The sequence below is a fragment of the Dysosmobacter sp. Marseille-Q4140 genome (genome assembly GCA_018228705.1).
GTDB lineage: Bacteria > Bacillota > Clostridia > Oscillospirales > Oscillospiraceae > Oscillibacter.
Map to the genome: position 1 here is coordinate 2,317,507 of CP073694.1, position 24,206 is coordinate 2,341,712.

Annotated in this window: 20 protein-coding genes; 15 read left to right on the top strand and 5 right to left on the bottom strand. The window is 62.4% G+C overall.

What is annotated here, in order from left to right; translation table 11 throughout:
• Position 1 precedes the first annotated feature (1 nt).
• Positions 2-847 (bottom strand): cell division protein FtsQ, encoded by an 846-nt coding sequence (locus tag KFE19_11530; GenBank protein QUO37020.1) that lies wholly within the window; start codon positions 845-847, stop codon positions 2-4.
• 141 nt (positions 848-988) lie between these two features.
• Positions 989-2,362, bottom strand: coding sequence for a PhoH family protein (locus KFE19_11535; protein QUO37021.1), 1,374 nt, complete (start codon positions 2,360-2,362; stop codon positions 989-991).
• Between the two features lie 410 nt (positions 2,363-2,772).
• Here KFE19_11535 and KFE19_11540 point away from each other — a divergent pair, with 410 nt between their 5' ends.
• Entirely contained in the window at positions 2,773-5,046 is a 2,274-nt protein-coding gene (locus KFE19_11540; GenBank protein ID QUO37022.1) for an S-layer homology domain-containing protein, read from the top strand.
• Between the two features lie 25 nt (positions 5,047-5,071).
• Positions 5,072-5,305 carry a hypothetical protein gene (locus KFE19_11545; GenBank protein QUO37023.1) on the top strand — a complete coding sequence of 78 codons (234 nt, stop codon included), beginning with the start codon at positions 5,072-5,074 and terminating at the stop codon, positions 5,303-5,305.
• A gap of 67 nt (positions 5,306-5,372) precedes the next feature.
• Here KFE19_11545 and KFE19_11550 read toward each other — a convergent pair whose 3' ends face one another.
• Positions 5,373-6,020: a PepSY domain-containing protein gene (locus KFE19_11550; GenBank protein QUO37024.1), complete on the bottom strand. Its 648-nt coding sequence runs from the start codon at positions 6,018-6,020 to the stop codon at positions 5,373-5,375.
• Between the two features lie 262 nt (positions 6,021-6,282).
• On the opposite strand from KFE19_11550, the gene KFE19_11555 reads away from it, so the two are divergent.
• From KFE19_11555 to KFE19_11580, 6 genes are all read left to right on the top strand, one after another.
• Entirely contained in the window at positions 6,283-7,023 is a 741-nt protein-coding gene (locus KFE19_11555; protein ID QUO39612.1) for an RNA polymerase subunit sigma, read from the top strand.
• Positions 7,020-7,934, top strand: coding sequence for a hypothetical protein (locus KFE19_11560; GenBank protein ID QUO37025.1), 915 nt, complete (start codon positions 7,020-7,022; stop codon positions 7,932-7,934). The genes KFE19_11555 and KFE19_11560 overlap by 4 nt, the downstream gene beginning before the upstream one ends.
• A gap of 178 nt (positions 7,935-8,112) precedes the next feature.
• Positions 8,113-9,318, top strand: a complete 1,206-nt coding sequence (locus KFE19_11565) for a PepSY domain-containing protein (GenBank protein QUO37026.1) — start codon at positions 8,113-8,115, stop codon at positions 9,316-9,318.
• Positions 9,299-9,997 carry a polyphosphate polymerase domain-containing protein gene (locus KFE19_11570; protein ID QUO39613.1) on the top strand — a complete coding sequence of 233 codons (699 nt, stop codon included), beginning with the start codon at positions 9,299-9,301 and terminating at the stop codon, positions 9,995-9,997. Before KFE19_11565 ends, KFE19_11570 begins: the two co-directional genes overlap by 20 nt.
• A 26-nt stretch (positions 9,998-10,023) precedes the next feature.
• The gene (locus KFE19_11575) at positions 10,024-10,704 is read left to right on the top strand and encodes a DUF4956 domain-containing protein (protein QUO37027.1); all 681 of its coding nucleotides are present in this window, start codon (positions 10,024-10,026) and stop codon (positions 10,702-10,704) included.
• Positions 10,705-10,708: 4 nt separating this feature from the next.
• Positions 10,709-12,151: a CotH kinase family protein gene (locus KFE19_11580; GenBank protein QUO37028.1), complete on the top strand. Its 1,443-nt coding sequence runs from the start codon at positions 10,709-10,711 to the stop codon at positions 12,149-12,151.
• A 110-nt stretch (positions 12,152-12,261) separates the two neighbouring features.
• Here KFE19_11580 and KFE19_11585 read toward each other — a convergent pair whose 3' ends face one another.
• Entirely contained in the window at positions 12,262-13,269 is a 1,008-nt protein-coding gene (locus tag KFE19_11585; GenBank protein QUO37029.1) for a transposase, read from the bottom strand.
• Here KFE19_11585 and KFE19_11590 point away from each other — a divergent pair.
• The 4 genes from KFE19_11590 to KFE19_11605 all read left to right on the top strand — a co-directional run bounded on the left by KFE19_11590 (position 13,250) and on the right by KFE19_11605 (position 17,988).
• Positions 13,250-13,975: a sugar phosphate isomerase/epimerase gene (locus tag KFE19_11590; protein ID QUO37030.1), complete on the top strand. Its 726-nt coding sequence runs from the start codon at positions 13,250-13,252 to the stop codon at positions 13,973-13,975. The genes KFE19_11585 and KFE19_11590 overlap by 20 nt on opposite strands.
• A 12-nt stretch (positions 13,976-13,987) precedes the next feature.
• Entirely contained in the window at positions 13,988-14,899 is a 912-nt protein-coding gene (gene iolE, locus KFE19_11595; GenBank protein QUO37031.1) for a myo-inosose-2 dehydratase, read from the top strand.
• Between the two features lie 142 nt (positions 14,900-15,041).
• Complete coding sequence (locus KFE19_11600; protein QUO37032.1) at positions 15,042-16,952, top strand: copper amine oxidase N-terminal domain-containing protein; 1,911 nt, start codon at positions 15,042-15,044, stop codon at positions 16,950-16,952.
• An 85-nt stretch (positions 16,953-17,037) separates the two neighbouring features.
• Complete coding sequence (locus KFE19_11605) at positions 17,038-17,988, top strand: Ig-like domain-containing protein (protein ID QUO37033.1); 951 nt, start codon at positions 17,038-17,040, stop codon at positions 17,986-17,988.
• 273 nt (positions 17,989-18,261) lie between these two features.
• Here KFE19_11605 and KFE19_11610 read toward each other — a convergent pair whose 3' ends face one another.
• Positions 18,262-19,017, bottom strand: coding sequence for an HAD family hydrolase (locus KFE19_11610; GenBank protein QUO39614.1), 756 nt, complete (start codon positions 19,015-19,017; stop codon positions 18,262-18,264).
• 334 nt (positions 19,018-19,351) lie between these two features.
• On the opposite strand from KFE19_11610, the gene ppk1 reads away from it, so the two are divergent.
• From ppk1 to KFE19_11625, 3 genes are all read left to right on the top strand, one after another.
• Positions 19,352-21,481, top strand: coding sequence for a polyphosphate kinase 1 (gene ppk1, locus KFE19_11615; GenBank protein QUO37034.1), 2,130 nt, complete (start codon positions 19,352-19,354; stop codon positions 21,479-21,481).
• 28 nt (positions 21,482-21,509) lie between these two features.
• Complete coding sequence (locus KFE19_11620) at positions 21,510-22,418, top strand: hypothetical protein (GenBank protein QUO37035.1); 909 nt, start codon at positions 21,510-21,512, stop codon at positions 22,416-22,418.
• Positions 22,419-22,592: 174 nt separating this feature from the next.
• A complete protein-coding gene (locus KFE19_11625) occupies positions 22,593-24,176 on the top strand; it encodes an alkaline phosphatase (protein QUO39615.1) in 1,584 nt (527 codons plus the stop codon).
• Positions 24,177-24,206 lie beyond the last annotated feature (30 nt).

Below are 24,206 nucleotides of genomic sequence, written 5' to 3' on the forward strand. Positions count from 1 at the left end.
CTCAGTTCACCGCGGCCTTTTTTCCCGCGTTCTTTTTGATGACCAGCAGGGCGATGATGGCCACCGCGGCGGCCGCTACCATGCCCACGGCCATGGCGGTGCCGCTCTCCGCCCACTCGGCCTCCCAGTCGATGAGGGACATGCCGGCGGTGGCGGCCAGCTCGGCCACGATGGCGCACACAAAGCCGACGGCGCACACGGCCAGGGCCTTGGGGCTGATGCCGCTGACGGCGCTGTCCGGGGTGCGGGGAGCCATGCCCAGCAGGGGCTCGATCTTGCCGTACAGCTTGGGCACCAGGTACAGAGTGGGCAGAAGGCAGAACAGGATGCCGGAGAACAGCAGGTCATTGAGGAAGGCAAAGCCCTCGGTGGCAAACACGCTCTCAGGCAGGCCGGCCACGGCCTCGAAGTCCTCTACCGCCAGCTGGACCTTCAGAATGTCCACCACGGTTCCCATCAGCAGTTGGGCGGCGGTGCCGGTGATGGCGGCCACGCCCACCAGGGCGCGGTTCCTGGGGTCCTTCACCAGCCGGCCGGCGATATACACGCCGATGGTGACGGTGAGGAACTTCTCCAGCTCGCCCAGGCCGCCGAACTGGCCCAGCATGATCTCGCTGAACACCAGCTCGCCGGTGGCGGCGCCCAGGGCGGCGGACAGGGGGTCGAACAGCATGGCCAGGGTCAGGGGAATGAACAGGAAGTACTCCACGGAGAACTCCACGACCCCCACCTGGAACTTGGGGATCAGCTCCGTGAACAGGGTGGCCAGCCCGTACAGGGACATGGACAGGACAAAGATCATCAGCTTCTGGGACTGTGTGGCAGTCTGCTTCTGTGCGATACTCATAGCATATTTTCCTCCCTATGATGGTGTGTTTCTCGCTCACACAGGCACAGTGTACCACTGGGATGTAAATTCTTCCCCCAAAGTCCTGTAAAATGTAAATAAATTTTCTTTCATATCATGTTACGAAAGTTCTGCCCTCATTTACATCCGCATCGCCGCGTCCAGAGCCAAAGAGGAACGCTCGCACTCGTCAGGGAGCATGGTCAGCTGGACGCACAGGGGACTGCCCTTCATGCGGGCGCTGGCATAGGTCAATCCGTTGCTCCGGGTGTCCAGCAGGGGGTGGTCGATCTGGGCCGGGTCCCCCAGCAGCACTACCTTGGTGCCCTTTCCCACCCGGGTGATGATGCCCTTGACCTGCCGGGGGGTGAGGTTCTGGGCCTCGTCGATGATGAGCCAGGTATCGGTGATGGAGCGGCCCCGCATGAAGTTCATGGCCTCGGCAGCGATGACGCCGGTGTCAAAGAGGTAGTCAATGCGCCCCCGCAGCTCCTCCTCGCTGCGCCGCTCCTTTTTCTTCCCCTCCAGGTCCAGCAGGATCTCCAGGTTGTCCACAATGGGCCGCATGAGGGGGGAGATCTTTTCCTGCTCACTGCCCGGGAGAAAACCGATGTCCGCGTCAAACTGGGCATTGGGGCGGCACACCAGAATCTTCCGATAGGGCCGTTCCTCCGCCTCCAGCACCTGCTCCAGCCCTGCGGCCAGGGCGTAAAAGGTCTTGGCGGTGCCCGCCGGCCCTTGGATGATGGCCAGGGGCGCCTCCGCCACCGGCAGCAGCAGGGCCTCCTGCAGGAATTGCTGCCCCACGCTCCGGGGCTTGACGCCGAATGGGCGGACGCCGCCAAAGCGCAGGGCGGTGACCTTCCCCTCCCGGAAACGGCCCAGCATGGTCTTTTTCGGCTCGGTATCCGAGTGCAGAAGGACAAACTGGTTCTCGGTCAAGGAAACCGGCTTCCGCTCCCCCGCGCCGTCCACGGTATAGAGTTCTTCCGCCGGAGCTCCCTTTTTCTTGAACGCTGTGAGCAGGCTGTCCGAGATGTAGACCTCCGCCCGGCCGGTGTAGGGCTGGGCTCCATCCGGCAGCCGGTCGGTGGTGAAGTCCTCCGCCGGCACCTCCATCATCTGGGCCCGGATGCGGGCGACCATGTCCCGGCTCACCAGCGTCACCGGCGCTCCCTCGTCCATGAGGCCCCGACACACCCTCAGCACCCTTCCCGCCCGGCTGCCGGGTTCTATCCCTTGGGGAAGGGCCGCGTCCACATGGTTGACCTCCAGGCGCACGGTGCCTCCACTGGGCAGGGTCACGCCTTTTACCAGGTCTCCTTGGAGCCGTAATCTCTCCAGGAAGCGGAGCACATGTCGGGCGTTGTTTCCCGCTTCACCGTCAGCCCCCTTCCGATCATCCAACTCCTCCAGCACCGCCAGTGGCAGCACGATGTAGTTGTCCTCGAAGGACTCCAGAGCGTAGGGGGCCTGGAGGAGGACATTGGCGTCCAGCACATAGGTCTTCTGCATACGTTGCGCCTGCCTTTCTTCTTTGCTGTCTTATGACCATTGGGCGCGGCATCCACAAAAACAGCGCCGGTCCGCCCTGTAAGGGCGCAAACCGGCGCTGATCATACTCTGTCGATTTTGATCGGGCTGTCTGAAACCGTACTCCATACTGCCGCTCCCAACCGATGCCTACCGCATCTGTGTTCAGTATAGCAGACGCCTTTCCCAGCGTGCGACGGTATTTCAGTAAAGAAACCGTCAAATCCATGTGAAGCGCGTTTGCTATGAACCCGGTTTCGTTCCAGACCTCCTCTGCCTACAAGAAATTTACACATTCCCTCTTTCGGATTTTACAGTCGTGGGATTATACTAAATCAAATAGGGAGAACGTACCGCTCCCTTTCCAAAACAAAATCGCAGGAGGAAACAGCATGAGAAAAGCAAGACGGCCGGCAGCCATTGCCATGGCCCTCGCCCTGGCGCTTCAGCTGGGCACTGTGGTGCCAGCGGCGGCAGCGGGCATCAACTCGACCGCTGGGTATGAAAACGGCAATTCCCCCCTGAATCTGAACCTGATTGCCCGGTACGCCTCCGGCCAGTACAACGTGGACGGCGGCGTCATGGAGATCGTGGCCTACAGCCAGAGCAATGGCTATGCTTACGCCATCAACGGCCAGAGCGGCCTGCTGGCGGCAATCCCCCTGGGGGATCTCACCGCCGGGATCTCCGTCGCCCGGCTCAGCGGCACGGACATCGACGTGAAGGCCCTGGTGGAGGCGGCGGACAGCTCATTCCGCTATGGGGACATGACCTCCGTGGCCATCTCTCCGGACAACACCATCCTGGCCGCCGCCCTCCAGGCGGAGGGATATCATGACGCCGGCCGGGTAGCCCTGTTCGCCTGCAATGCCGACGGCTCCTTGACCCTGAGGGGACTGGTGGAAACCGGTGTGCAGCCGGATATGGTGACCTTTGCCGGCAGCAGCACCGTCCTCACCGCCGACGAGGGGGAGCCTCGGGAGGGCTACGGCGACGGAATCGTTGATCCCAGGGGCTCGGTCACTGTGGCAGATGTGTCAACCCTCACCAGCGAGGTGGTGGGCTTTGACGCTTTCGACGCCCGCCGTGACGAGCTGGCCTCAGCCGGGATCGTGCTGAAGAAGGGAGTCGATCCCTCCACGGACCTGGAGCCGGAGTATATCGCCGTATCCGGCGGCAAGGCCTATGTCACCCTGCAGGAGAACAATGCCATCGCCGTGCTGGATCTGGCCTCCCGTACCTTTGACGGGATCTACTCCACAGGTTTTGAGGACTACAGCGTCACCCCCATTGATATCGACAAGAAGGATGACGCCTATGCGCCCAGGACCTACGGCAGCCTCATGGGCATCCGGATGCCCGACGGCATCGCCGCCTTCCAGGTGGACGGCAAAACCTATCTGGTCACCGCCAACGAGGGCGACGCCCGAGAGTGGGGCGACGAGGATCTGGGCACCTTCTACCTCAGCGAGGACGAGCAGGACTTCGGCGAGGAGGGCGTGACCTCCCCCACTGGAGCCATCACCGGGGAGAACTCCGGCCTGGAGGGCAAGGTGGTCTTCTTCAAGGTGGAGGACTTTGACGGCTTGGACAGCGGCAAGGACTACCTCTTCGGCGGCCGCACCTTTACCATTTATGAGGCCGGGGAGAACGGCGTCACCGAGGTGTTCACCAGCGGCAACGACTTTGAGACCCTCACCGCCCGGTACCTGACCGATTACTACAACTGCTCCAACGACAACACCGTGGTGGATGACCGCTCTGGCAAGAAGGGACCGGAGGCGGAGAGCGTCACGGTTGGTACGGTGGACGGCCGCACCTATGCCTTCGTGGCCCTGGAGCGCACCGGCGGCGTCATGGTCTATGACGTGACCGAGCCTGCCTCCGCCCAGTACGTGAACTACATTAACACCCGGGATTTCGCCTCCATAGTGGAGGGCTCCGAGGAGTATGAGGACGGGGAGCTGGACAAGTGGGTCACCGGCGGCGATGTGGCCCCCGAGGGTCTGCTGTTCCTGAGTGATGCCGTCAGCCCCACCGGAGAGGCCCTGCTGCTGGCAGCCTGTGAGGTATCCGGCACGGTGGCTGTCTATCAGGTGGGCGGCGAGCCCCTGTCCGTCCTGCCCTTCACCGATGTGGAGGCCCGGGATGCCCAGGCGGTGCGCTATGTCTGTGTCAGCGGCCTGATGGCCGGCGTCAGCGCGGACCGCTTTGAGCCCAATGGGACGCTGACCCGGGGCGAGGCGGTCACGGCCCTGTGGGCGCTGGAGGGCCGCCCGGTGGTGAATGATCTGATGGACTTCTCCGATGTGGACCCGGCGGCCTCCTATGGCGAGGCCGTCCGCTGGGCCGCCTCCGAGGGGATCGCCGGCGGCTACGGCGGCGGCCTGTTCGGCCCGGACGATCCCATCACCCGGGAGCAGCTGGCGGTCATGCTCTACCGCTACGCCCGGCATGAGGGCTATGACACCGCCCAGGGCGGCATGGCCGTCCGGGAGTTCGCCGACTATGACCAGATCGCCGGCTACGCTGCGGAGGCCATGACCTGGGCGGTGGAGGCCGGCGTGCTCACCGCGACCTCCTTGGACACGCTGGCCCCCGGCCAGGCAGCCACTCGGGTGCAGACTGCCCAGGCGCTGCTGGCCCTGTCCCAATTCACCAAATAACCAGGCGAATTGGGGTGTGAAGACCATGAAGCGTTTGGATAAGGAACGCCGGAAGCTGGAAAAGGTCGGATTCTCCGGGCAAACGTTGGAGCGGGCGATGGAGCTGCTGGAGCGGACGAATGCGTCCATCCTGAGCGAGCTCCTGGTCAAGATGGTGACCAGGCAGGAAAAAACGCCCTCCATGGCGCTGTACGAGATGGAGACCAAAACGCGGGAACTGGAGGCCAAACTGGGACTCTCGCCCAAGGAGCCATTCTAAACATCAGCAAAATAAAGCAGCGGGGAGTAGGCAGATGTGCCTTCTCCCCGCTGCTTTTCTGTGCCGGTCAGTCCCTCAGATCGGCGGTCCAGTCGAAGATCCGCCCCGTCCGGGGGTCCAGTTCAAACTCGTACTTCATGCCGTCCAGGAACAGCTCCCCTTCGTAACGTCCCCGGCCGTCGCCGGACTCTTCCCAGACAGATACGTCCGCCGCACTGGCGCCGGAAACCTTGCCGGCCACGATGGAAGTGGCCTCCTCCGCTGTGACAGGGCTGCCGTCCAGAGCGTCCAGCCACTCCTCGTCCACCTCGTAGTCCGCACCAACGATGCGACCGTCGGCCATGGCCACCTCAAAGTCGTAGTCGCCGTAGTCGGTCTCGAACTCGATGTCATAGATGGGGATGCCATTGTCGCTGTCGGTCTCGTTTTTGATGTTGTAGGCGTCGCCCTCCGGCACGTCCGCATTGTCCAGGGCGATGGCCAGGGCCTCCTCCCGGCTGATCTCCCCGGCGGCGACTCCCCTCTCCGGGGCGGGGGACACAGGCGGCGTCTGCCCCTGGCCGGCGGGCGTTTCCGGAACGGAGGACGCCGGGGGAGTCTGGCCGCCGGAGGGGGCCGTCCCGCCGGGCGCGGCGCCGCCCGCCTGTCCGCCGCAGCCGGTCAGGCAGGCCAGCAAAAGCGCCGCTGTCAAACCGAAAGAAAAGATCTGTTTCATCCCGCGCGCTCCTTTCTGTGTGCGTGCCTCCATCCTACCACGAAGAACCCTGGCGCGCAACCCATCCAAGGGAACACAAAACCGCCCCATCCGTTTCTTTACATACATTTGACAAAGATTTGACATCCAGACGGTCGCGCCTCCGTTTCGCAGCCGCTAAACTTTACAATAGTGTTTTCTACCCTTTGAAAATTTCTGCTGTGACCCCGAAAATCCGGCGGCGTGTCCGTATCCTACTGCCGGAGGGGATGGAGGGATGGCAATGGTGCGCACAGAGCACGACATCGTTTCCCAGGTACGATCGGCCAAGACAGACTCGGAGGCGGCGGACGCCCTCATCCGTCAGTACATGGGCTTTATCCGCTCGGAGACGGTGAAGTTTCTTCATACCGCCCCGGAAAACGGCCATGAGGACGAACTGAGCATCGCCATGCTGGCCTTCTATGAGGCGGTGCTGGCCTATGAGAAGAGCCGGGGCGCTTTTCTGCCCTACGCCGCCCGTGCTATTAAAAACCGGCTCATCGACCACTACCGGACGGAGAAGCGCCACGGCAACGTGATCTCCCTCCACACCCCCCTGGGCGGGGAGGAGGACGGCGGCGAGCTGCTGGACACCATCCCCGACACCGTGGACCACGCCGGGGACTATGCGGTGCGCACCGCCAGCCGGCGGGAGATCCAGGAGTTTTCCGAGAAGCTGGCCCAGTTCGGCCTGACCTTCTCCGATGTGGCGGACAACTGCCCCCGGCAGGAGCGGACCTTCGCCGCCTGCCGCCGGGTGCTGGACTTCGCCCGGACCCAGCCGGAGCTGCTGAAACGGGTGGAGGACACGGGCAAGCTGCCCATGGGGGAGCTGTCCGCCGGCTCCGGCACCGACAAGAAGACCATGGAGCGGCACCGGAAGTACCTGGTGGCCATCCTGCTGGCCTTCACCAACGGCTATGAGATCATCCGGGGCCACCTGTGCCAGATCGCCCCGGCGAAGGGAGGGAGCATGAAATGAACTATCTGGTGATGGAGGTGCACCCGGCCTATGCGGTGGTACTGGACGAGGAGGGGCGCTTCCTGAAAACCGCCAACCTCCACTATCAGGTGGGGGATACGGTGCAGGATGTCGTGGAGCTGCGCAGGCCGCAGGAGAAGCGTCCCACCCTGTGGAAGCCCCTGTCCGGCTTGGCCGGACTGGCTGCCTGCCTCTGCCTGGTGTTCTTTGGCTATTACCAGCCCAATTTTACGCCCTACGGCGCGCTGCGCATCCAGATCAACCCGGATGTGGAGCTCACCCTCAGCCGCACCGACCGGGTGCTGGAGCTGGAGGGGCTCAACGAGGACGGTCAGGTCCTGATTGAAGGCTACGACTATGGCGGCAAGGACCGGGAGGACGTGACCGAAGAGCTGGTGGAGCGGGCCATTGATCTGGGCTACCTCTCCGACGGGGAGACGGTGTCCATCACCGTCTCCAGCGCCGACACCGACTGGCAGGTCCGGGAGGAGCAGGAGGCCCGGGATGCTCTGGAGCAGCGGTACGGGGAGACCATCGTGATCCAGATCGGCTCTGCGCCAAAGGAACCGCCGGCCACTGAGGTGGTGATTCCTGTGACGCCGCCGGAATCCACCCAGGAGCCAACGCCGGAGCCTGTACCGGAGCCCTCTCAGGAGCAGACGGTTCCGCCTATCGTCACAAATGACACGGACTACGATCCCGGCAGCGATGTGGTGACCGGCTATCAGGATACCGATTATGGCCCGGACGCGGACGACATCCCCAACGATGCGCCTCCCAACGACAGCTCTTACAGTGACGGCGTCACCGACTACGAGGACCGGGACGACGATCAGGCTGACGATGCTCCGGACGACGATGATCACCTGGAAGATGACGTGGACGACGACGACCAGGATGAGGACGATTAAATCAAGAAAAAATTTCCCCCGCGGCCCCGGTTTTCAAGGCCGACCACCGTATCCTCCCTGTGTAAACCAAAAAGAAAATGAAAAAAGTATTTTAGTGACCCCAGTTTTTCAACAGCAGCTTCGTAATCTAATATCAGAACACAAACCACAACTACTATTTTTCAAGGAGATGAAAGAGATGAAAAAGAACTTCCACACCAAACTGTTTGGCCTGACGCTGACTGCCGCCCTGGCTCTGACCACTCTGACTGCCTGCGGGAACAGCGTCGGAGTATCTTCCCTCCCAGAGTCCCCCAATCAGACCGCCTCTCTTCAGGAGGAGAACAGCGGCAGCATCGGCACCGTACTTCTGAGCGTGAACCCGGAGATCGAGATGGACTATGACGATGACGGCAACGTGGTTGCTCTGAACGCCCTGAACGATGACGGTCGGGCAGTGCTGGCCGGCTACACCGGCTATGAGGGGAAGCCCTGCACCACCGTGGTGGGGGAGCTGGTGGACCAGATCCACGACGGCGGCTACTTTGACGCCACCGTGGGCGGCCATGAGAAGAACATCGTCCTGAAGCTGGAGCGGGGCTCCGCCTACCCCAACGACCAGTTCCTGAACGAACTGGCCGAGGCGGTCCGGCTGGTGGTGGAGACCGACCAGATCGGCTCCCAGGCGGTGACCCTGGACCAGGACGACTACGACGACGCGTACGGCGACAAGGGCTATATCAATGCCTCCGCCGCCCAGAGCATCCTCTCCACCCAGCTGGGCCGGGATGACATCCAGTTTGTGGAGAAGGAATACGACCTGGATGACGGGGAGTACGAGGTGGAGTTTATCCTGGACGGCGTGGAGTACGAGTATGAGGTGAACGCCTACACCGGCAAGGTCACCGAGATGGACGCGGAGTTCCAGGACTATGACGACACCGACTATGGCCCGGGCAGCGACGGGATCACCGATTACGGCGTGACTGACTACGACGACACCGACTACGGCCCCAATGCCGACGGGATCACCGACTATGACGACACGGACTATGGCCCCAACAATGATGGAATCACCGACTACGACGACACCGACTACGGCCCCAATGCCGACGGGATCACCGACTATGACGACACGGACTATGGCCCCAACGCCGACGGCGTCACCGATTACGACGACACCGACTACGGCCCCAACGCCGACGGCGTCACCGACTACGACGACACCGACTACGGCCCCAACGCCGACGGCGTCACCGATTACGATGATACCGATTACGGTCCCAATGCCGACGGCATCACCGATTACGACGACACCGACTACGGCCCCAACGCCGACGGCATCACCGACTACGATGACGACCGGGACGATGATGACGACGATGATGACGGCTGGGACGACTGAGCCCCTCCGCCTGCGCCACGAGCTCAAGCACCAGATCGCTCCCCAGGAGGATCTGGTGCTTACCCACCGGCTGAGAAAGCTCTTTCCCCGGGACAGCCACGCCGGGGCGGACGGCTCCTACCGGGTGACCAGCCTGTATTTCGACACGCCCTACGACACCGCCCTCCGGAAAAAGCTGGACGGGGTGGACCGGCGGGAGAAATTCCGCCTGCGGTACTACGGAGCCAGCCCCGCATTTCTCAAGCTGGAAAAAAAGTACAAGGTAAACGGACTGTGCGGCAAGCGCTCCGCCCGTCTGACCCTGCAGGAGGCGGAGCGGCTGCTGGCCGGAGAGGACGCCTTCCTGCTGGAGCGGGGGGACCCGCTGCTGGCTGAGCTGTACCACAAGCTGCGTGGGACGCTGCTGCGGCCCAGGACGGTGGTGTGCTACGACCGGGAGGCCTTCCTGTACGCCCCCGGAAACGTCCGGGTGACCCTGGACCGGAACCTGCGCACCTGCGGGGACAGCGCCGGCTTCCTCTCCCCCGGCGGGTTCCCCCTCAAGCCGCTGGACGGGGTGACCGTGCTGGAGGTCAAGTACGACGCCTTTCTCCCCGACCTGGTGCGTCTGGCCGTCCAGACGCCGGACCGCCGGGCGGGGGCCTGTTCCAAATACGCCCTGTGCCGGCGGTTTGACTGAGAACGAAGAAAAGAGGTGTGGCTGCCATGCCCACGTTCACCTTTCAGGACATCTTCAAATCCAGCTTTCTGGAGCGGCTGGACGCGGTCTCCCTGCCGGACGCCGCCATCGCCCTGGCGCTGGCCTTCTGCCTGGGCCTGTTCATCTTCCTGGTCTATAAAAAATGCTACGCCGGGGTCATGTACGCCCCCAGCTTCGGGGTGACCCTCATCGCCCTCACCCTCATCACCACCCTGCTGATCCTGGCGGTGACCAGCAACATCGTCCTCTCCCTGGGCATGGTGGGCGCCCTGTCCATCGTCCGCTTCCGCACCGCCATCAAGGAGCCCATGGATATCGCCTTCCTGTTCTGGGCTATCGCGGCGGGCATCGTGCTGGCGGCGGGGCTGATCCCCCTGGCGGTGGTGGGCAGCCTATTTGTGGGGGTGGTGCTGCTGGTGTTCTCCCGACAGAAGAACGGGGAGTCCCCCTACATCCTGGTGGTCCACTGCGCCGACCAGGATGTGGAGGGGCAGGTGCGCGCCCTGGTGGAGGCCCGGGTGCGGCGGCTGAATCTGAAGAGCAAGAGCGTGGCCCCGGGCCAGATCGAGCTGAACTACGAGGTGCGCCTGCGGGATGCCGACACGGAGTTCGTCAATGAGCTGGGGGCCATGGAGGGCGTGGGTAACGTGGTGCTGGTCTCCTACAACGGGGACTACATGGGGTGAGGCCATGATCCGCCACCGGCATATCGATCTTATCTGCGGCGGGGTCATCCTATTGGCCCTGGTCCTCACCGGTCTGCTCTGCTTCGGGGAGGCTCTGGGCCTCCGGCCCGCCAGCGCCGCGCCCGGGTACGCCTCCCGCCTCTTTGACGATGGCCGGGTCCACACCGTGGACCTGCGGGTGGAGGACTGGGCGGCTTTCCTCGAAAACGCCCCGGCGGAGGAGTATATCCCCTGCACCGCGGTCATCGACGGGGAGGAGTTTTACCAGGTGGGCCTGCGGGCCAAGGGGAACAACTCCCTCCGGCTGACGGAGGAGTACGGCCTGTCCCGGTACAGTCTGAAGCTGGAATTCGACCACTATGTGGACGGGGGCAACTACCATGGCCTGGACAAGTTCTCCCTGGACGCCTCCTTTCAGGACAACAGTTATCTCAAAACGTACCTGGTCTACGACATGATGGACTATATGGAGGTACCGGCGCCCTTGTGTAGCTACGCCTGGGTGACGGTGAACGGTCAGCCTTGGGGGCTGTTTCTGGCCATCGAGGAGCCGGAGGAGGCCTTTGCCCGGCGGAATTTCGGCCCGGATCACGGAGCGCTCTATAAGCCGGACTACCGCTCCCTGAACGCGGAGAACGCCGACGTGGCCCTGCGGTACATTGGCGATGACCCAGACCGCTACCCCAACATCTTTGACAACGCCAAGTTTGACACGGACGGGGCGGACCGGGAGCGGCTGATCCAGGCCCTGCGGGTGCTGTCTACCGGCGAAAATCTGGAGACGGCGGTCAACGTGAACGAGGTGCTGCGATACTTTACAGTGCAGGTCTTTGTGATGAACTGGGACAGTTACCTGGGCCATACCGGCCACAACTACTTCCTCTACGAGGAGGACGGGGTACTCTCCATCCTGCCCTGGGATTACAACTTAGCCTTCGGCACCTATGCCCTGGGCATGACCAATCCCGTCCGGGACCCTGACGTGCTGATCAACTGGCCGGTGAACACCCCCGCCCGGGGGGAGGTCATGCTGGAGCGGCCTCTGTATCACAATCTGATGAAAAACAGAGACTATTTTGCCCGGTACCACGCCTATTTCGGCCAACTGCTCTCGGAGTATTTCGAGAGCGGCCGGTATGAGGCAGTCATCCGGCAGGCACAGGTCATGATCGCTCCCTATGTGGAGGTCGATCCCACCGCCTTCTGCTCCTATGAGGATCATCTGCTGGCGGTGGACACGCTGCTGGAGGTGTGCCGCCTGCGCTCTGAGAGCATTCGGGGGCAACTGGAGGGGAACTACCCCATCACCCTGGCCCAGCAGGAGTCGAATCCGGGGGCGGGGGTGGACGCCTCCCATGTGGATCTGCGGGCGCTGGGGGATTTCGACGACCTGGAGGCTGCGAAGGAGCGGCAGAATGAGGCCGCGGCAATTGCGGGGGTGGAATAAGAGGGTAGCTCATATTGTTTACTGTCCCGTAAATTTTCGACCTGTTGACAAAGTAGATCCCCCAGAGCAACGGAAGCAGGCAGTGATAGCAAAAAAGACGCCTCACGGCGTCACACGGTCCATTTGATCATCCGCTTCAGGTTCAATGCGGTCGCTGACAAGAGGCAGTGGTCTTCCGCTGCCTCTCGTCCTCGCCGCAGGAGCCGCCCCAACCTGTGCCCCCACTTCTGTGCTGCAAAAGTCCCCTCGCTCCAGATCTGCCGCTTGCGCAAGGCCCTCTGGTACGTCGGGCTGTCCAACTCCCTCAGATCCTCCCGGATCTCTCTCCAGAAGTAGCTGCGTTCCAGGCGTTTGGCCCGTCCCTTTCCCACGCATTGCTCTTTCAAGGGACAGGCGGCGCAGTCGCTCCTGTCCGCGAAATACACCCAGTGCAGTCCGCCCACGCTGCGGTTGAGGTTCCGCAGCCGCAGCGCCTTTCCGCCGGGACAGGTATAGAGATCGTTCTCCTCATCGTAGAGAAAGGGAGACCCGGGAGCTCCGCCCAGGGCCGCCGCGGAGCGGGGCATGGGCCGGACATAAAAGCGGATGCCGTGGTCCCGCAGCACCCGGTGGAACAGCGGAAGATCGTAGGCCGCATCCGCCACGGCCGCCCGGACGGGGAGGATCTCCCGATGGATATGCTCGATCTGCCTCAGATATGGCACCGCGTCGTTCACTTCCCCGGAGGTCACCGCCACATCCAGGATGATGCCGTGATCGCAGTCCACCGTCTGATGAGACAGATAATGGGGCCCCTTTGGCTTTCCGGGACGGTTCAAGTGCCCCGACTCCGGATCCGTGCGGCTGGCCCATTTCCGGTCGTACCGAAGAGGGCTTTTGACCTGCCTGCTCCGTCCCTTCTGCCTCCGTTTCCTGCCCGTCTTTCCCGCCTGGGTCCTCCGGTCCAGTTCCTCCAGCGCTTCTTCCTCATACGCGTCCAGCCGCTCCCAATACGCCCCCGGCTTCTGCACCGCCTCCACCAGGTGCTCCGAGGCCGGGGACGCGTTTGCCTTCACGTGGGTGGAGTCCGTCGCCACCAGCCGCCCGCTTGCCAGACCTTTGCTTGGCGTTACATACATTGAGGTGGAGGACAAGCACTTTGCCTCTACGGACCCCGCCTATGTGGCCGAACTCAAGGCATACTTTGACAAAAAGAACCTGAAAGTGTGCAACATCGCGTTCGACTGCAGCTTTGGATATCCGACCGCCCAGCAGAACCGGGCGCAGATTGACCGGGCAAAGGAATGGATGCCGATTGGTAAGGCACTGGGCAGCCCTAATTTCCGTCTGTTTGCCGGTTGGATGGGCGGACCGGACCCGGAGATCCACAAAAAAGGGCCCGCCGTTCAAAAGCCGGAGACCGCATGGGCGGAAATGGTGGAATGTGTGCAGGAGCTGTGTGATTACGGAAAGGACATGGGCCTCTCCATTGTGATTGAGAACCACAACCACGGCGGGTTCCTCTCTGCGTCCAAAGACGTGCTGCGCCTGTTTGATGAGGTGAAGCGGGATAATTTGAGCCTGCTGCTGGATACAGGCAATTATGTGGATGGGATCGACGGCATCCGCGCCACCACGCATCTGGTGAAAAAGCATGTCCACCTGAAGGTCAATCAGGTGGCGGAGGACGGACACGACACGGTGTATGATCTGCCGCTGATCCTGGAGGTATTGACGCAGAGCGGATATGATGGTACCTTGTCTATTGAGTATGAAGGTGAGCAGGACGAAAAGATCTACATTAAAAAGGTGACGGATTTTGTGCGTGCCTGCTTGCAGGAATGAGGAGAGCTTGTAATGGTCCAGATGAAAAACGTACGGATTGGTGTGCACCCCATCAACTGGTGCAACGATGATATGACAGATCCCCTGCTGGGAGATGGATACTCATTTTATGATATCATCGACCAGGCGGCGGAAGCGGGATACGCGGGGATCGAAAACAGCCGGAAATTCCCCCGCGACGCGAAGGTCCTGAAGCCTGAATTTGACAAGCGGGGCCTGGAACTGACCTCCGGCTGGTGCGACACCATGTTCGCCTGCAAGGAGCTGCGCGATGAATATTTTGAAGGGCTGAAGGAGAAGGCAAAATTCTTCCTGGACATGGGCGCAAAGTACGTGATCGCCGCAGAGGGAACGGGTTCCTCCTGCTGGGATCCCAGAGAGTACCGTGCGGCGAAAGGCGTTCAGAAGCTGAATGAAGAGGAGTGGAAGCTCTTCACCGACGGACTGAACATGGCTGGGCGCTTCTGCAAGGACAACGGCCTCACCCTCGTCTATCATGTGCATACGGGCACCTGCGTCGAGACGTTTGATGAGACGCAGAAGCTGTGCGACATGACGGATCCGGAGTATGTGAATCTGCTGGCGGACACAGGGCACCTGTGCTTCTGCGGCGTGAACATTCCGGAGTTCTATGATCATTTTGCTGACCGCATCAAGTATGTCCATCTGAAGAACATCCGTCCGCTTGTCCTTCAGGTCGTTCGTGAGTTCGGCATCGACTTCAACAATGCCGTCAAGCTCGGGATCTTCACTGTGCCCGGCGATGACGGGGCCGTGGACTTCCAGACGGTGTTTGAGATCCTTGCCAAGCACAACTATGAGGGCTGGATGCTGGTAGAGGCAGAGCAGTACCTGCCGTCTCCGAGCGCGCTCCATTTTGCCAAAATGGCAAGATCGTATATCCGCCAGCAGACCGGGCTTTGATTGCCCTTCCGGCCGCTTTGCAAACACTGCCGTATAAGCACAGTCCCCCGGAGCCTTTAAGGGGCTCCGGGGGACTGTTGTATGCCGGGAACTTTTCAGGGGGATTCTCCGTCTTATTATCAAAACCTACAGGAGGTGCACTATGAAAAAAGTCCGTCGTTTGCTGTCGTGCGCCGCAGCGATATGCATGCTGGGCTCGGCAGCCCAGGCTCTGGAACCGGCCCTGGACCCCCTGCCGGACCTGTCCGCCTATCCCACCCGTCTCCTGGTGGATGGCCGGGCCGTGGAGGAGGGGGCCCTGCCCCGCTATCTGGAGGGGGGCGTCCTGCTGCCGCTGCGGAACATCCTGGAGCAGGCCGGATATGCCGTGGACTGGGATGCCCGGGCCCGAGGCGCGGTTTTTTCCGCGGAGGGTTCCGGGGAGTATCTGCTGGACCCCGCCACCGGAGACCTGACGCTGAAAGGAGCCCGACTCTGGACAGACCCCGCGGCGGTGGTGCTGGACGGAGTCACCTATGTGTCGGCTGAGCTGTTTGACTATGTAGAGGGTGTCGCCGCGGACTGGGACGGCGCGACCAACACGGCGGTCGTCGTCACCGATGAGCCCCGGGACAATGTGTACTGCTACGACCTGGGGGAGGGAGTGCTGACACAAGGAAAGCGGGAGATCCCTTACCGGATGCAGGGCGTGATCGGTGTGCCGGAGGGGGAGGACCGTCCGGTGGTGATCCTCCTCCACGGCGCTCACCCCATTCGTTCGGCGGCGGAAAACCGCTATGACCTTGGGTTTTCCTATCTGGTGGACCAGCTGGCGGACGCGGGATATCTGGCGCTGTCCATGAACGTGGGCATCAATTACTCCTTTGAAAACGGAGAGCCCATGGGCTGTGAGCGCACGGTACAGGTGGTGGAGCAGCAGAGCGATCTTCTCCGGCGCGCCATTGAGGGGGAGACGGGGATTTTTCCCTGCGATCTGAAGAACAAGGGCGATCTGGACCGGGTGATCCTGGTGGGCCATTCCCGGGCGGGCTATGATATCTTTGAGGTGGCCGCCCGCGCGGAGGGCCTTGGTGTTCAGGGACTTGTGTCGGCAGCTCCGGCGCTGGTGAGCCCGCTGTCCTGCGAGCTGGCGGATGTGCCTGTGGGGATCATCATTCCCCAGTATGACGGAGACGTGACCAGTCTGGACGGCGGCACCCTTTTCGACCAGCTGGAGCATGCGCCGCAGCGGAGCAGCGGCACGGATCTGATCTACTTGAAAAACGGCAACCACGGCGGATTCAGCACCGCTCTGGTGCGCCCGGATCCCTTTGCAGATCGGGAGACGCTGCCGCTGGTGATGGAGCCGGAGAGGCAGCAGGCGTTTTTTGGCGCCTATGTGCTGGATTTTCTGGAGTCTGTTCTGGAGACGGGAAAAACCCCGCTGGAGGCGGAGCCCACTCTGGAGGGGATGTACGGAGACTTCCCGGTCATGCTCCGGGTGGATGCCGGTGGGACGGTGCTCTACCAGGCGTCCGGGGATTCCGTAAGAGCACTTGAAACCAGCGGCGTTGCGGCAGAGGCGGAGAATGCGTGCAGCACGCTGGATCACACGGCGGAGGCGTTCCGCATCCCGGGATCTTTCCTGCGCTATGATCTGACCCGCTTGAGCTGGGACAGCGCCGCTGCTTCCGTGCGGATTCCGGTATCGGCAGATCTGCGTCAGGCGGCCTATCTGCAGATGGATCTGGCTCAGGACAGCGGAGACCAGCGCAACCGCCGGACCGACCAGAGCCTGACGGTGACGCTGCGGGACGCGGGAGGGCGGGAGGCCTCTGTGAAAGCGGAGGCGGGCACGCCGGCTCTTGCCTGGCAGGAGGGGACTGTGGAACGGATCCCGGTGGCGGGGCGGGAGGACCTGCTCCAGTACAGCACGTTTACGCCGCTGGGCACGCTGCGGCTGGATACGGCGGCGTTTTCCGGCGTGGATCTGGGTCGGATCACCCAGATCACGCTGACCTTTGACCAGCCCTCCGGCAGCATCATGCTGCGGGAGATCCAGACCGTGAAATAGCGCTTCGCGGCAGGAACCTTTTTCCCTGCCGCTGCGTCTAAGGCGGTAAACGGGCAGACGGCCCGAAAAAAGGAGAACGCAGTCTATGACCAAACCCTACCTGAAAAAGCTGCCGGCGCTGCTGGCGGCGCTGACGCTGCTGCTGGCCCTGGCGGGCTGCGGCGGAACTGAGAACGGAGACGCCCCGGATAATTCCGTGCAGGCGGAGCAGCCCATTGCAGAAGAGAATGACCAGCAGCCCGAAACACCTCCCCAGGAACCCGAAGAAGCCGGGGAGGATCCGGCCGACGGGGAGGAGGCCGCCGCGGAAGAGGCGCCTCCCTCTGCGCCGGAGGAGAGCGGTATGACGCTCAGCAGAACGGATTTCACGCTGTTCCAGGCCGGCAGCAGCTACCGCCTTACCGCCGCCGGGGCGGATGGGGCCTGCACGTATACCAGCAGCGATCCCAAGGTGGCAGCCGTCGGCGGCGACGGAACCGTCACCGCGGTATCGCCCGGCAAGGCGGTCATCACCGTCACCAGCGGCTCGGAGAGCCGCACCTGCGTGGTCTGGTGCCGCTGGACGGCGGAGGAGCAGCCGGCGGACGAGCCCGCGGAGGCGGCGGATGACCCTGCCGAGAAGCCTGCGGAGAAACCGGCGGATGAGAGCGTGGACCTGTCCGCGTTTTATCAGGATACCACGGCAAAGCACACCTTCCAGACGCTGGAGGAATTCACCGGAGAGGTCCTGGACGCCTATTACCCCGGCATGAGCGGCGTCGCTGCCAAGCAATGCCTGATCATGGGGACGATGCTCAGCATGAACAACGGCGAATTCTGTCTGGTGGAAGTGACGGATGCGGCGGACGTGGACACCGTGAAGGGGATCCTGCAGGGACGCATCGATTATATGGCGGAGACCGGCGCCTGGTACCCCGGACCCACGGAGCTGTGGACCAACTCCAGCCGGGTGGTGTCCAACGGGAATTACGTGATGATGGTGGTCCACGAGGACTGCGACCAGATCGTGGATGAATTCAACGCGCTGTTTCAGTGAGCGCGCCTCCGGACGGAAGAAACGGAAAAAGAGACGGCGGACACATGGGTGTCCGCCGTTTCAGCCTGCCGGAAAAGGCGCAATTCTTGCGCGCCGGGAAGGAAGATAGTTACGAAAGAAACCCAGGAGGGGTGTCTTTTGTTTTTAATCATAAGTTTTTTGAACCTTTTGAAAGGATCAAAAAACTTGCGCAGAGCGGCGAAAAATTTTTCGACACTCTGCGACGGCGGACACCCATGTGTCCGCCGTCTTTTTTTGCCGCGTTAATGAGCGTCACCGGGAGGCGGCGCGGGCCAGCTCCACAATGTCGCCCACGCCGTTCAAAACGGCGGTGGGCCGGTAGGCGTAGGTTTTCAGGGTGTCTCTGGTGGATACGCCGGAGAGCACCAGAACGGTGGACATGCCGCTCTCCAGCCCGGAGATCACGTCCGTGTCCATCCGGTCGCCCACCATGACGGCGTCCGCGGAGTGACAGTTCAGCATCCGCAGACCCGTCCGCATCATCAGGGGGTTGGGCTTTCCGCAGAAGTAGGCCTGGGTGCCGGTGGCCATTTCAATGGGGGCCACCAGGGCCCGGCACGCCGGGGCGATGCCGTGCTCAATGGGACCGGAGACGTCGGAGTTGGCGCCGATCAGCTTGGCGCCGGCCAGGACCAGGTTGGTGGCCTTGGTCAGGGAGTCCAGAGAGTAGGACCGGCCCTCGCCCACCACCACATAATCCGGGTTCACGTCGTTCATGGTGATGCCCGCGTCGTAGAGGGCGTTGAGAAGGCCCGCCTCGCCGATGACGAAGGCGGAGCAGCCGGGGGCCTGCTCCTTCAAAAAGGCCGCGGTGGCCAGGGCGCTGGTGTAAAAGTGCTCCTCAGAGACGTCCAGACCCAGGCGGGCCAGCTTCTGCTGCAGCTCCCGGGGCGTGTAGCCGCTGTTGTTGGTGAGAAAGAGGAACTCCTTGTGCTCCTCGTGGAGCCACCGGATGAATTCCGCCACGCCGGGCAGGACCTGATTGCCGTGATAGATCACGCCGTCCATATCGCAGATAAAGCCGCGCTTTTGGTTGAAGTCAAGTGTATGTTCCATGTGCTCCTCCTAAGACGATGCCGCCTGGGCCGGCCCCCGGGGACGATATCGGGGCGGGGCGCCTGCCGCCGGTGGATGGTGTTTTTCTGATTATACCCGAAATCCGCCGCCTCTGCCACTGAAAAAACGGTAAAAAAACCGTAAACTGTCAGGCATTTCCGGCACCGGAACATTTTACTGAGATTTCACATAGCTTTTTCACAAACGCGGTGTCGGATTTTCTCCAGCTTTCCTATACTAAAAAGACTGAAAAGAAACGTGTCGAACGGGAAGGCGTGGGTGCGGGATGAATGCATATTGGAACCGGGAGCTGTCCTGGCTGAAATTTAACGAGCGGGTTTTGGAGGAGGCGGAGAGCGAGAGCGTGCCGCTGTGCGAGCGGCTGAGCTTCGCGTCCATCTATCAGAACAATCTGGATGAGTTCTTCATGGTGCGGGTGGGCTCTCTGGCAGACCGGATGCTGCTGTCCAAAAACCTGCGGGACAGCAAGACCCACATGACCGCAGAGGAGCAGATCCGGGCGGTCTTGAAGGACGTGGCCCGGCTGAACCGGCGCAAGGACGCGGTCTATGCCACGCTGATGAGCCGCCTGGAGGACTGCGGCGTCCGGCTGGTGAATTTCAAAAAGCTGGAGGGGCAGGAGAGCCGGGAGCTGGAGCGGTATTTCGACGCAGAGATCGCGCCGCTGCTCTCTCCCACCCTGGTGACCCGGCGGCAGCCCTTCCCCTTTCTGCAGAACCGGGAGATCTATGCCGTGGGCGTTCTGGTGGGGAAGAGCGGGAAGGAGAAGCTGGGCATCATTCCCTGCGGCACCGGCGTGATCCCCCGGCTGATCTCTGTCCCGGGCCGCCCGGGGGCCTATATGCTGTCCGAGGAGCTGATCCTCCACTTCCTGCCCAAGGTGTTCGGAGGGAACCGGGTGGTGGCGAAGTCCCTGCTCCGGATGACCCGGAACGCGGACATCGACGCCGACACGCTTTACGACGAGGGATTGGACTACCGGGAGTTCATGGCCAAGCTCATCAAGCGCCGGCGGCGGCTGGCTCCCGTGCGGCTGGAGCTGTCCCGGGAGCTGGACGGGGACATCGTCAAGACACTGTGCGCCTATACGGAGGTCAAGCCCGAGGCGGTGTTCCGCTGCCGTTCGCCCCTGGAGCTGAGCTTCCTCTCCCAGATCCAGGACACCCTGCGCCAGCGGCCGGAGCTGTTTTTTGAAAAGCGCTTTCCCCAGCGCTCGCCTCAGTTCCGCGCCGACCGCCCGATCTTTGCCCAGATCCGGGAGAAGGACAAGCTGCTCTCCTATCCCTACGAGAGCATGAAGCCCTTCCTGGACTTTTTGCAGGAGGCGGCCGGGGACCCGGCCGTAGTGTCCATCAAGATGACGCTGTACCGGGTGGCCCGGCGCAGCAAGGTGGTGGAGGCGCTGATCGAGGCCGCGGAAAACGGGAAGAACGTGCTGGTGCTGGTGGAGCTGAAGGCCCGCTTTGATGAGGAGAACAACATCGAGTGGTCCCGCCGTTTGGAAGAGGCGGGCTGCCAGGTCATCTACGGTCTGGAGGGCTATAAGGTCCACAGCAAGCTGTGCCTGGTGACTCGCCGGGAAAAGGGGCATACCGAGTATTTCACCCAGGTAGGCACCGGCAACTACAACGAAAAGACCGCCCGGATGTACACGGACCTCTCTTTGATGACGGCGGACCCGGATATCGGGCTGGAGGCGGCCATGGTGTTCCAGGCCCTGGCCAAGGGGGAGACGGTGGAGTCCTCCCGTCAGCTGCTGGTGGCGCCCCGGTGCCTGCAAAACCGGGTGCTGGAGCTGATCGACCGGGAGGCCGACTTCGCCCGGCGGGGCCAGCGGGCCTATATCGGCGTCAAGATCAACTCCCTGACCGACAAGGCCATCATCGACCGGCTGATCGAGGCGTCCCGGGCCGGCGTGCAGATCGACCTGATCGTCCGGGGTATCTGCTGCCTGCTGCCCGGCATCCCTGGGCTCACGGACCATATCCGGGTCATCAGCATCGTGGGGCGCTTCCTGGAGCACTCCCGGATCTACCTCTTCGGCCCGGAGGAGCGGCAGACGGCGTATTTGGCCTCCGCCGATTTCATGACCCGCAACACCCTGCGGCGGGTGGAGGTAGCGGCTCCGATCCTGGACGGGGACCTGCGCCGCCGTGTCAATGAGATGTTTCAGACCATGCTGCGGGACAACCAGCAGGCCCGGGAGCTGCGCCCCACGGGGGAATACGTGCGCCTGCACGCCCAGGAGGATGCGCTCAATGCCCAGGAGTATTTTTACCGGCAGGCATATGAGCGCGCAGCCGAGCAGCCGGAGCCCCAGCAGGCCGCCCCGGCACCGCGCAGACGCCCCCGCTCCTTTGGTGAATGGTTTCGCGCAAAGGCGGGAATATCTTGATAAAAGCTGCGAAACGGAGGAATCGGGAATGAAGTACGCACTGATCGATATGGGCTCCAACAGCATCCGGCTGACGGTCTACGACGTGGACCAGACGGCATTTAAGATCCTGTTCCGGGAGAAGATCATGGCGGGCCTTGCCGGATACGTGGAGCACGGGCGGCTGAGCGGGGATGGCATCGAGTGTGCCTGCCAGAGCCTCCGGGAGTTCCGTCAGACCCTGGACCTGCTTCAGATCGGGAATCTGGCGGTCTTTGCCACGGCGTCGCTGCGCAATATCTCCAACACCGCCCAGGCGGTGGAGCAGATCTTCCGCGCCACGGGTATCCCGGTGGAGGTACTCTCCGGGGAGGCCGAGGCGGAATACGGCTTCCAGGGGGCCACCTGTGATATCCGGATCGCCGACGGACTGTTTGCGGACGTGGGCGGCGCCAGCGCGGAGCTGGTGCTCTTTGGCGGCGGACAGGTCCGAAAGGCCGCAAGCGTGCCGGTGGGATCCCTGAAGCTCTACCGGGAGTGCGTGAAAAAGATCCTGCCGGGCAAGGAATCCCGGCGGCGGATCGAGGCGGCCGTCCGGACCGCCTTTGAAGGCGACGACCTCCGGGACTTCCCGCAGCGGGCACACCTGGTCTGTGTGGGGGGAACGGCCCGTGCCTCCCTGCGCCTTTGCCGCAGGCTCTTCGGTCTGCCGGAGGACAGCCGGACCTTTACCCGCTCCCAGCTGGAGGCTCTGGACAGGCAGCTGCGGGGGACGGGAAAGGACACGGCGGATCTGATCCTGCGCTGTGAGCCCGAGCGCATCCACACCCTGGTCCCCGGGGTCATGGTGCTGCGGTTCCTGGCGGAGCGCTACGGCGTGGAGGACATCACCGTCAGCCACTACGGCGTCCGGGAGGGCTATCTGCGCCGGAAGATCCAGCCCTCCGTGCAGGCGTGACGGCCCGGCGCCGGCGGCCTTTGTATCATCCCCCTGCCCGGCGGCGCCGGACAGGGGGATGATATTTTACCAACTCTTTGCATGGCCGCGGTAGCGGCTTTACACAGCCCTGGCTTATACTGAGCGCGATCCCGGAGATCACGATATTTTGAGAAAAGAGAGGAACTCCCCATGATGAGACGACTTCTTGCGGGCCTGCTGGCCGGAGCCACTGTACTGGGACTGGCCGCCTGCGGCGCAGCCGCTCAGCAGCCCGGCGCACAGGCAGAGCCGATGGCTGCATCGCTGGACGGCACCCTTGCGGCTGCCTCTGTGCAAAATGATTCCCAGTGGACGGGGCGCGCACCCAAATATGTGTTTTTGTTTATCGGCGACGGCATGAGCTATCCTCAGTTCCAGGCCGCGGCGGACTATTTGGGCGCTGTGGCGGATCCTGACTATACCAATGCCCTGCCCAGCGTGAAGGACCGTCAGGGCGCCAAGCTGAACGGCCCTCAGGCGCTGAACTTCATGGACTTTGAAGTGGCCGGCTCCGCCGTCACCTACGATTCCTGCAGCTTTGCGCCGGATTCCGCCTCTACCGCAACCTCCATCGCCACCGGCTACAAGACCTATTCCGGCATGATCAACACAGATGAAACCGGTACAAAGACCTATGAGACCATCGCCGAAAAGCTCCATGAGCAGAAGGGCTGGAAGGTGGGCGTCATTTCCTCCGTCAACCTCAACCACGCCACGCCCGCTGCGTTCTATGCCCACCAGGCCAGCCGCAACAATTACTATGAGATCGGCGTGGAGATGGTGGAGTCCGGCTTTGAGTATTTTGCCGGCGGCGCCCTGAAAAAGCCCACCGGCAACGACGGCACCCAGAGGGATCTGTATGAGCTGGCTGCGGAGGCCGGATACAAGGTGACGACCACCCAGGCCGATGCGGCCAAGGTTACCGCGCAGGATGAAAAGGTCATTCTCATTGACGAGCATCTTGCCGACGACGACGCCATGGACTACGAATTGGACCGCGTGGAGGGCGAGTGGGCTCTGGCCGATTATGTGGAAAAGGGCATTGAGGTCCTGGACAACGACAAGGGCTTCTTCATGATGTGCGAGGGCGGCAAGATCGACTGGGCCTGCCACGCCAATGACGCCGGCTCCACCGTCAGCGACACCCTGGCGCTGGCCGACGCGGTGCAGGTGGCTGTGGACTTTGCCAAAAAGCATTCCCGGGATACCCTGATCCTGGTGACGGGCGACCATGAGACCGGCGGACTGACCATCGGCTATGCCGGTACGGACTACGACACCTATCTCACCAATCTGACCAGCCAGAAGATCTCCTACGCCCAGTTCGACGAGCAGTATGTGGCTCGGTACAAGGCGGAAAAGACCTCCTTTGCGGACGCGATGAAGGATGTGGAGGAGCTGTTCGGCCTGAAGCTCAAGGGCAGCGCCAACGACCGGCTGGTGCTGACCGCCTATGAGGTCCAGCGGCTGAAGGATGCCTACGCGCTGGCCATGAGCGACTACGATTCCGACGCCTACACCCAGGAGCAGTACGTGCTCTATGGCACCTATAACCCCTTCTCCGTCACGGTCACCCACATTCTGAACAACAAGTCCGGCATTGATTTTACCAGCTATTCTCACACCGGACTGCCTGTGGCGGTATTCGCTGAGGGCACCGGAGCGGAGAGCTTCGGCGGCTATTATGACAACACCGCCATCTATACCAAGCTGGCCAATATGCTCAAGGTCCGGTAAGACCCGTATCTTCCGCGGAAGCAGGGGGCG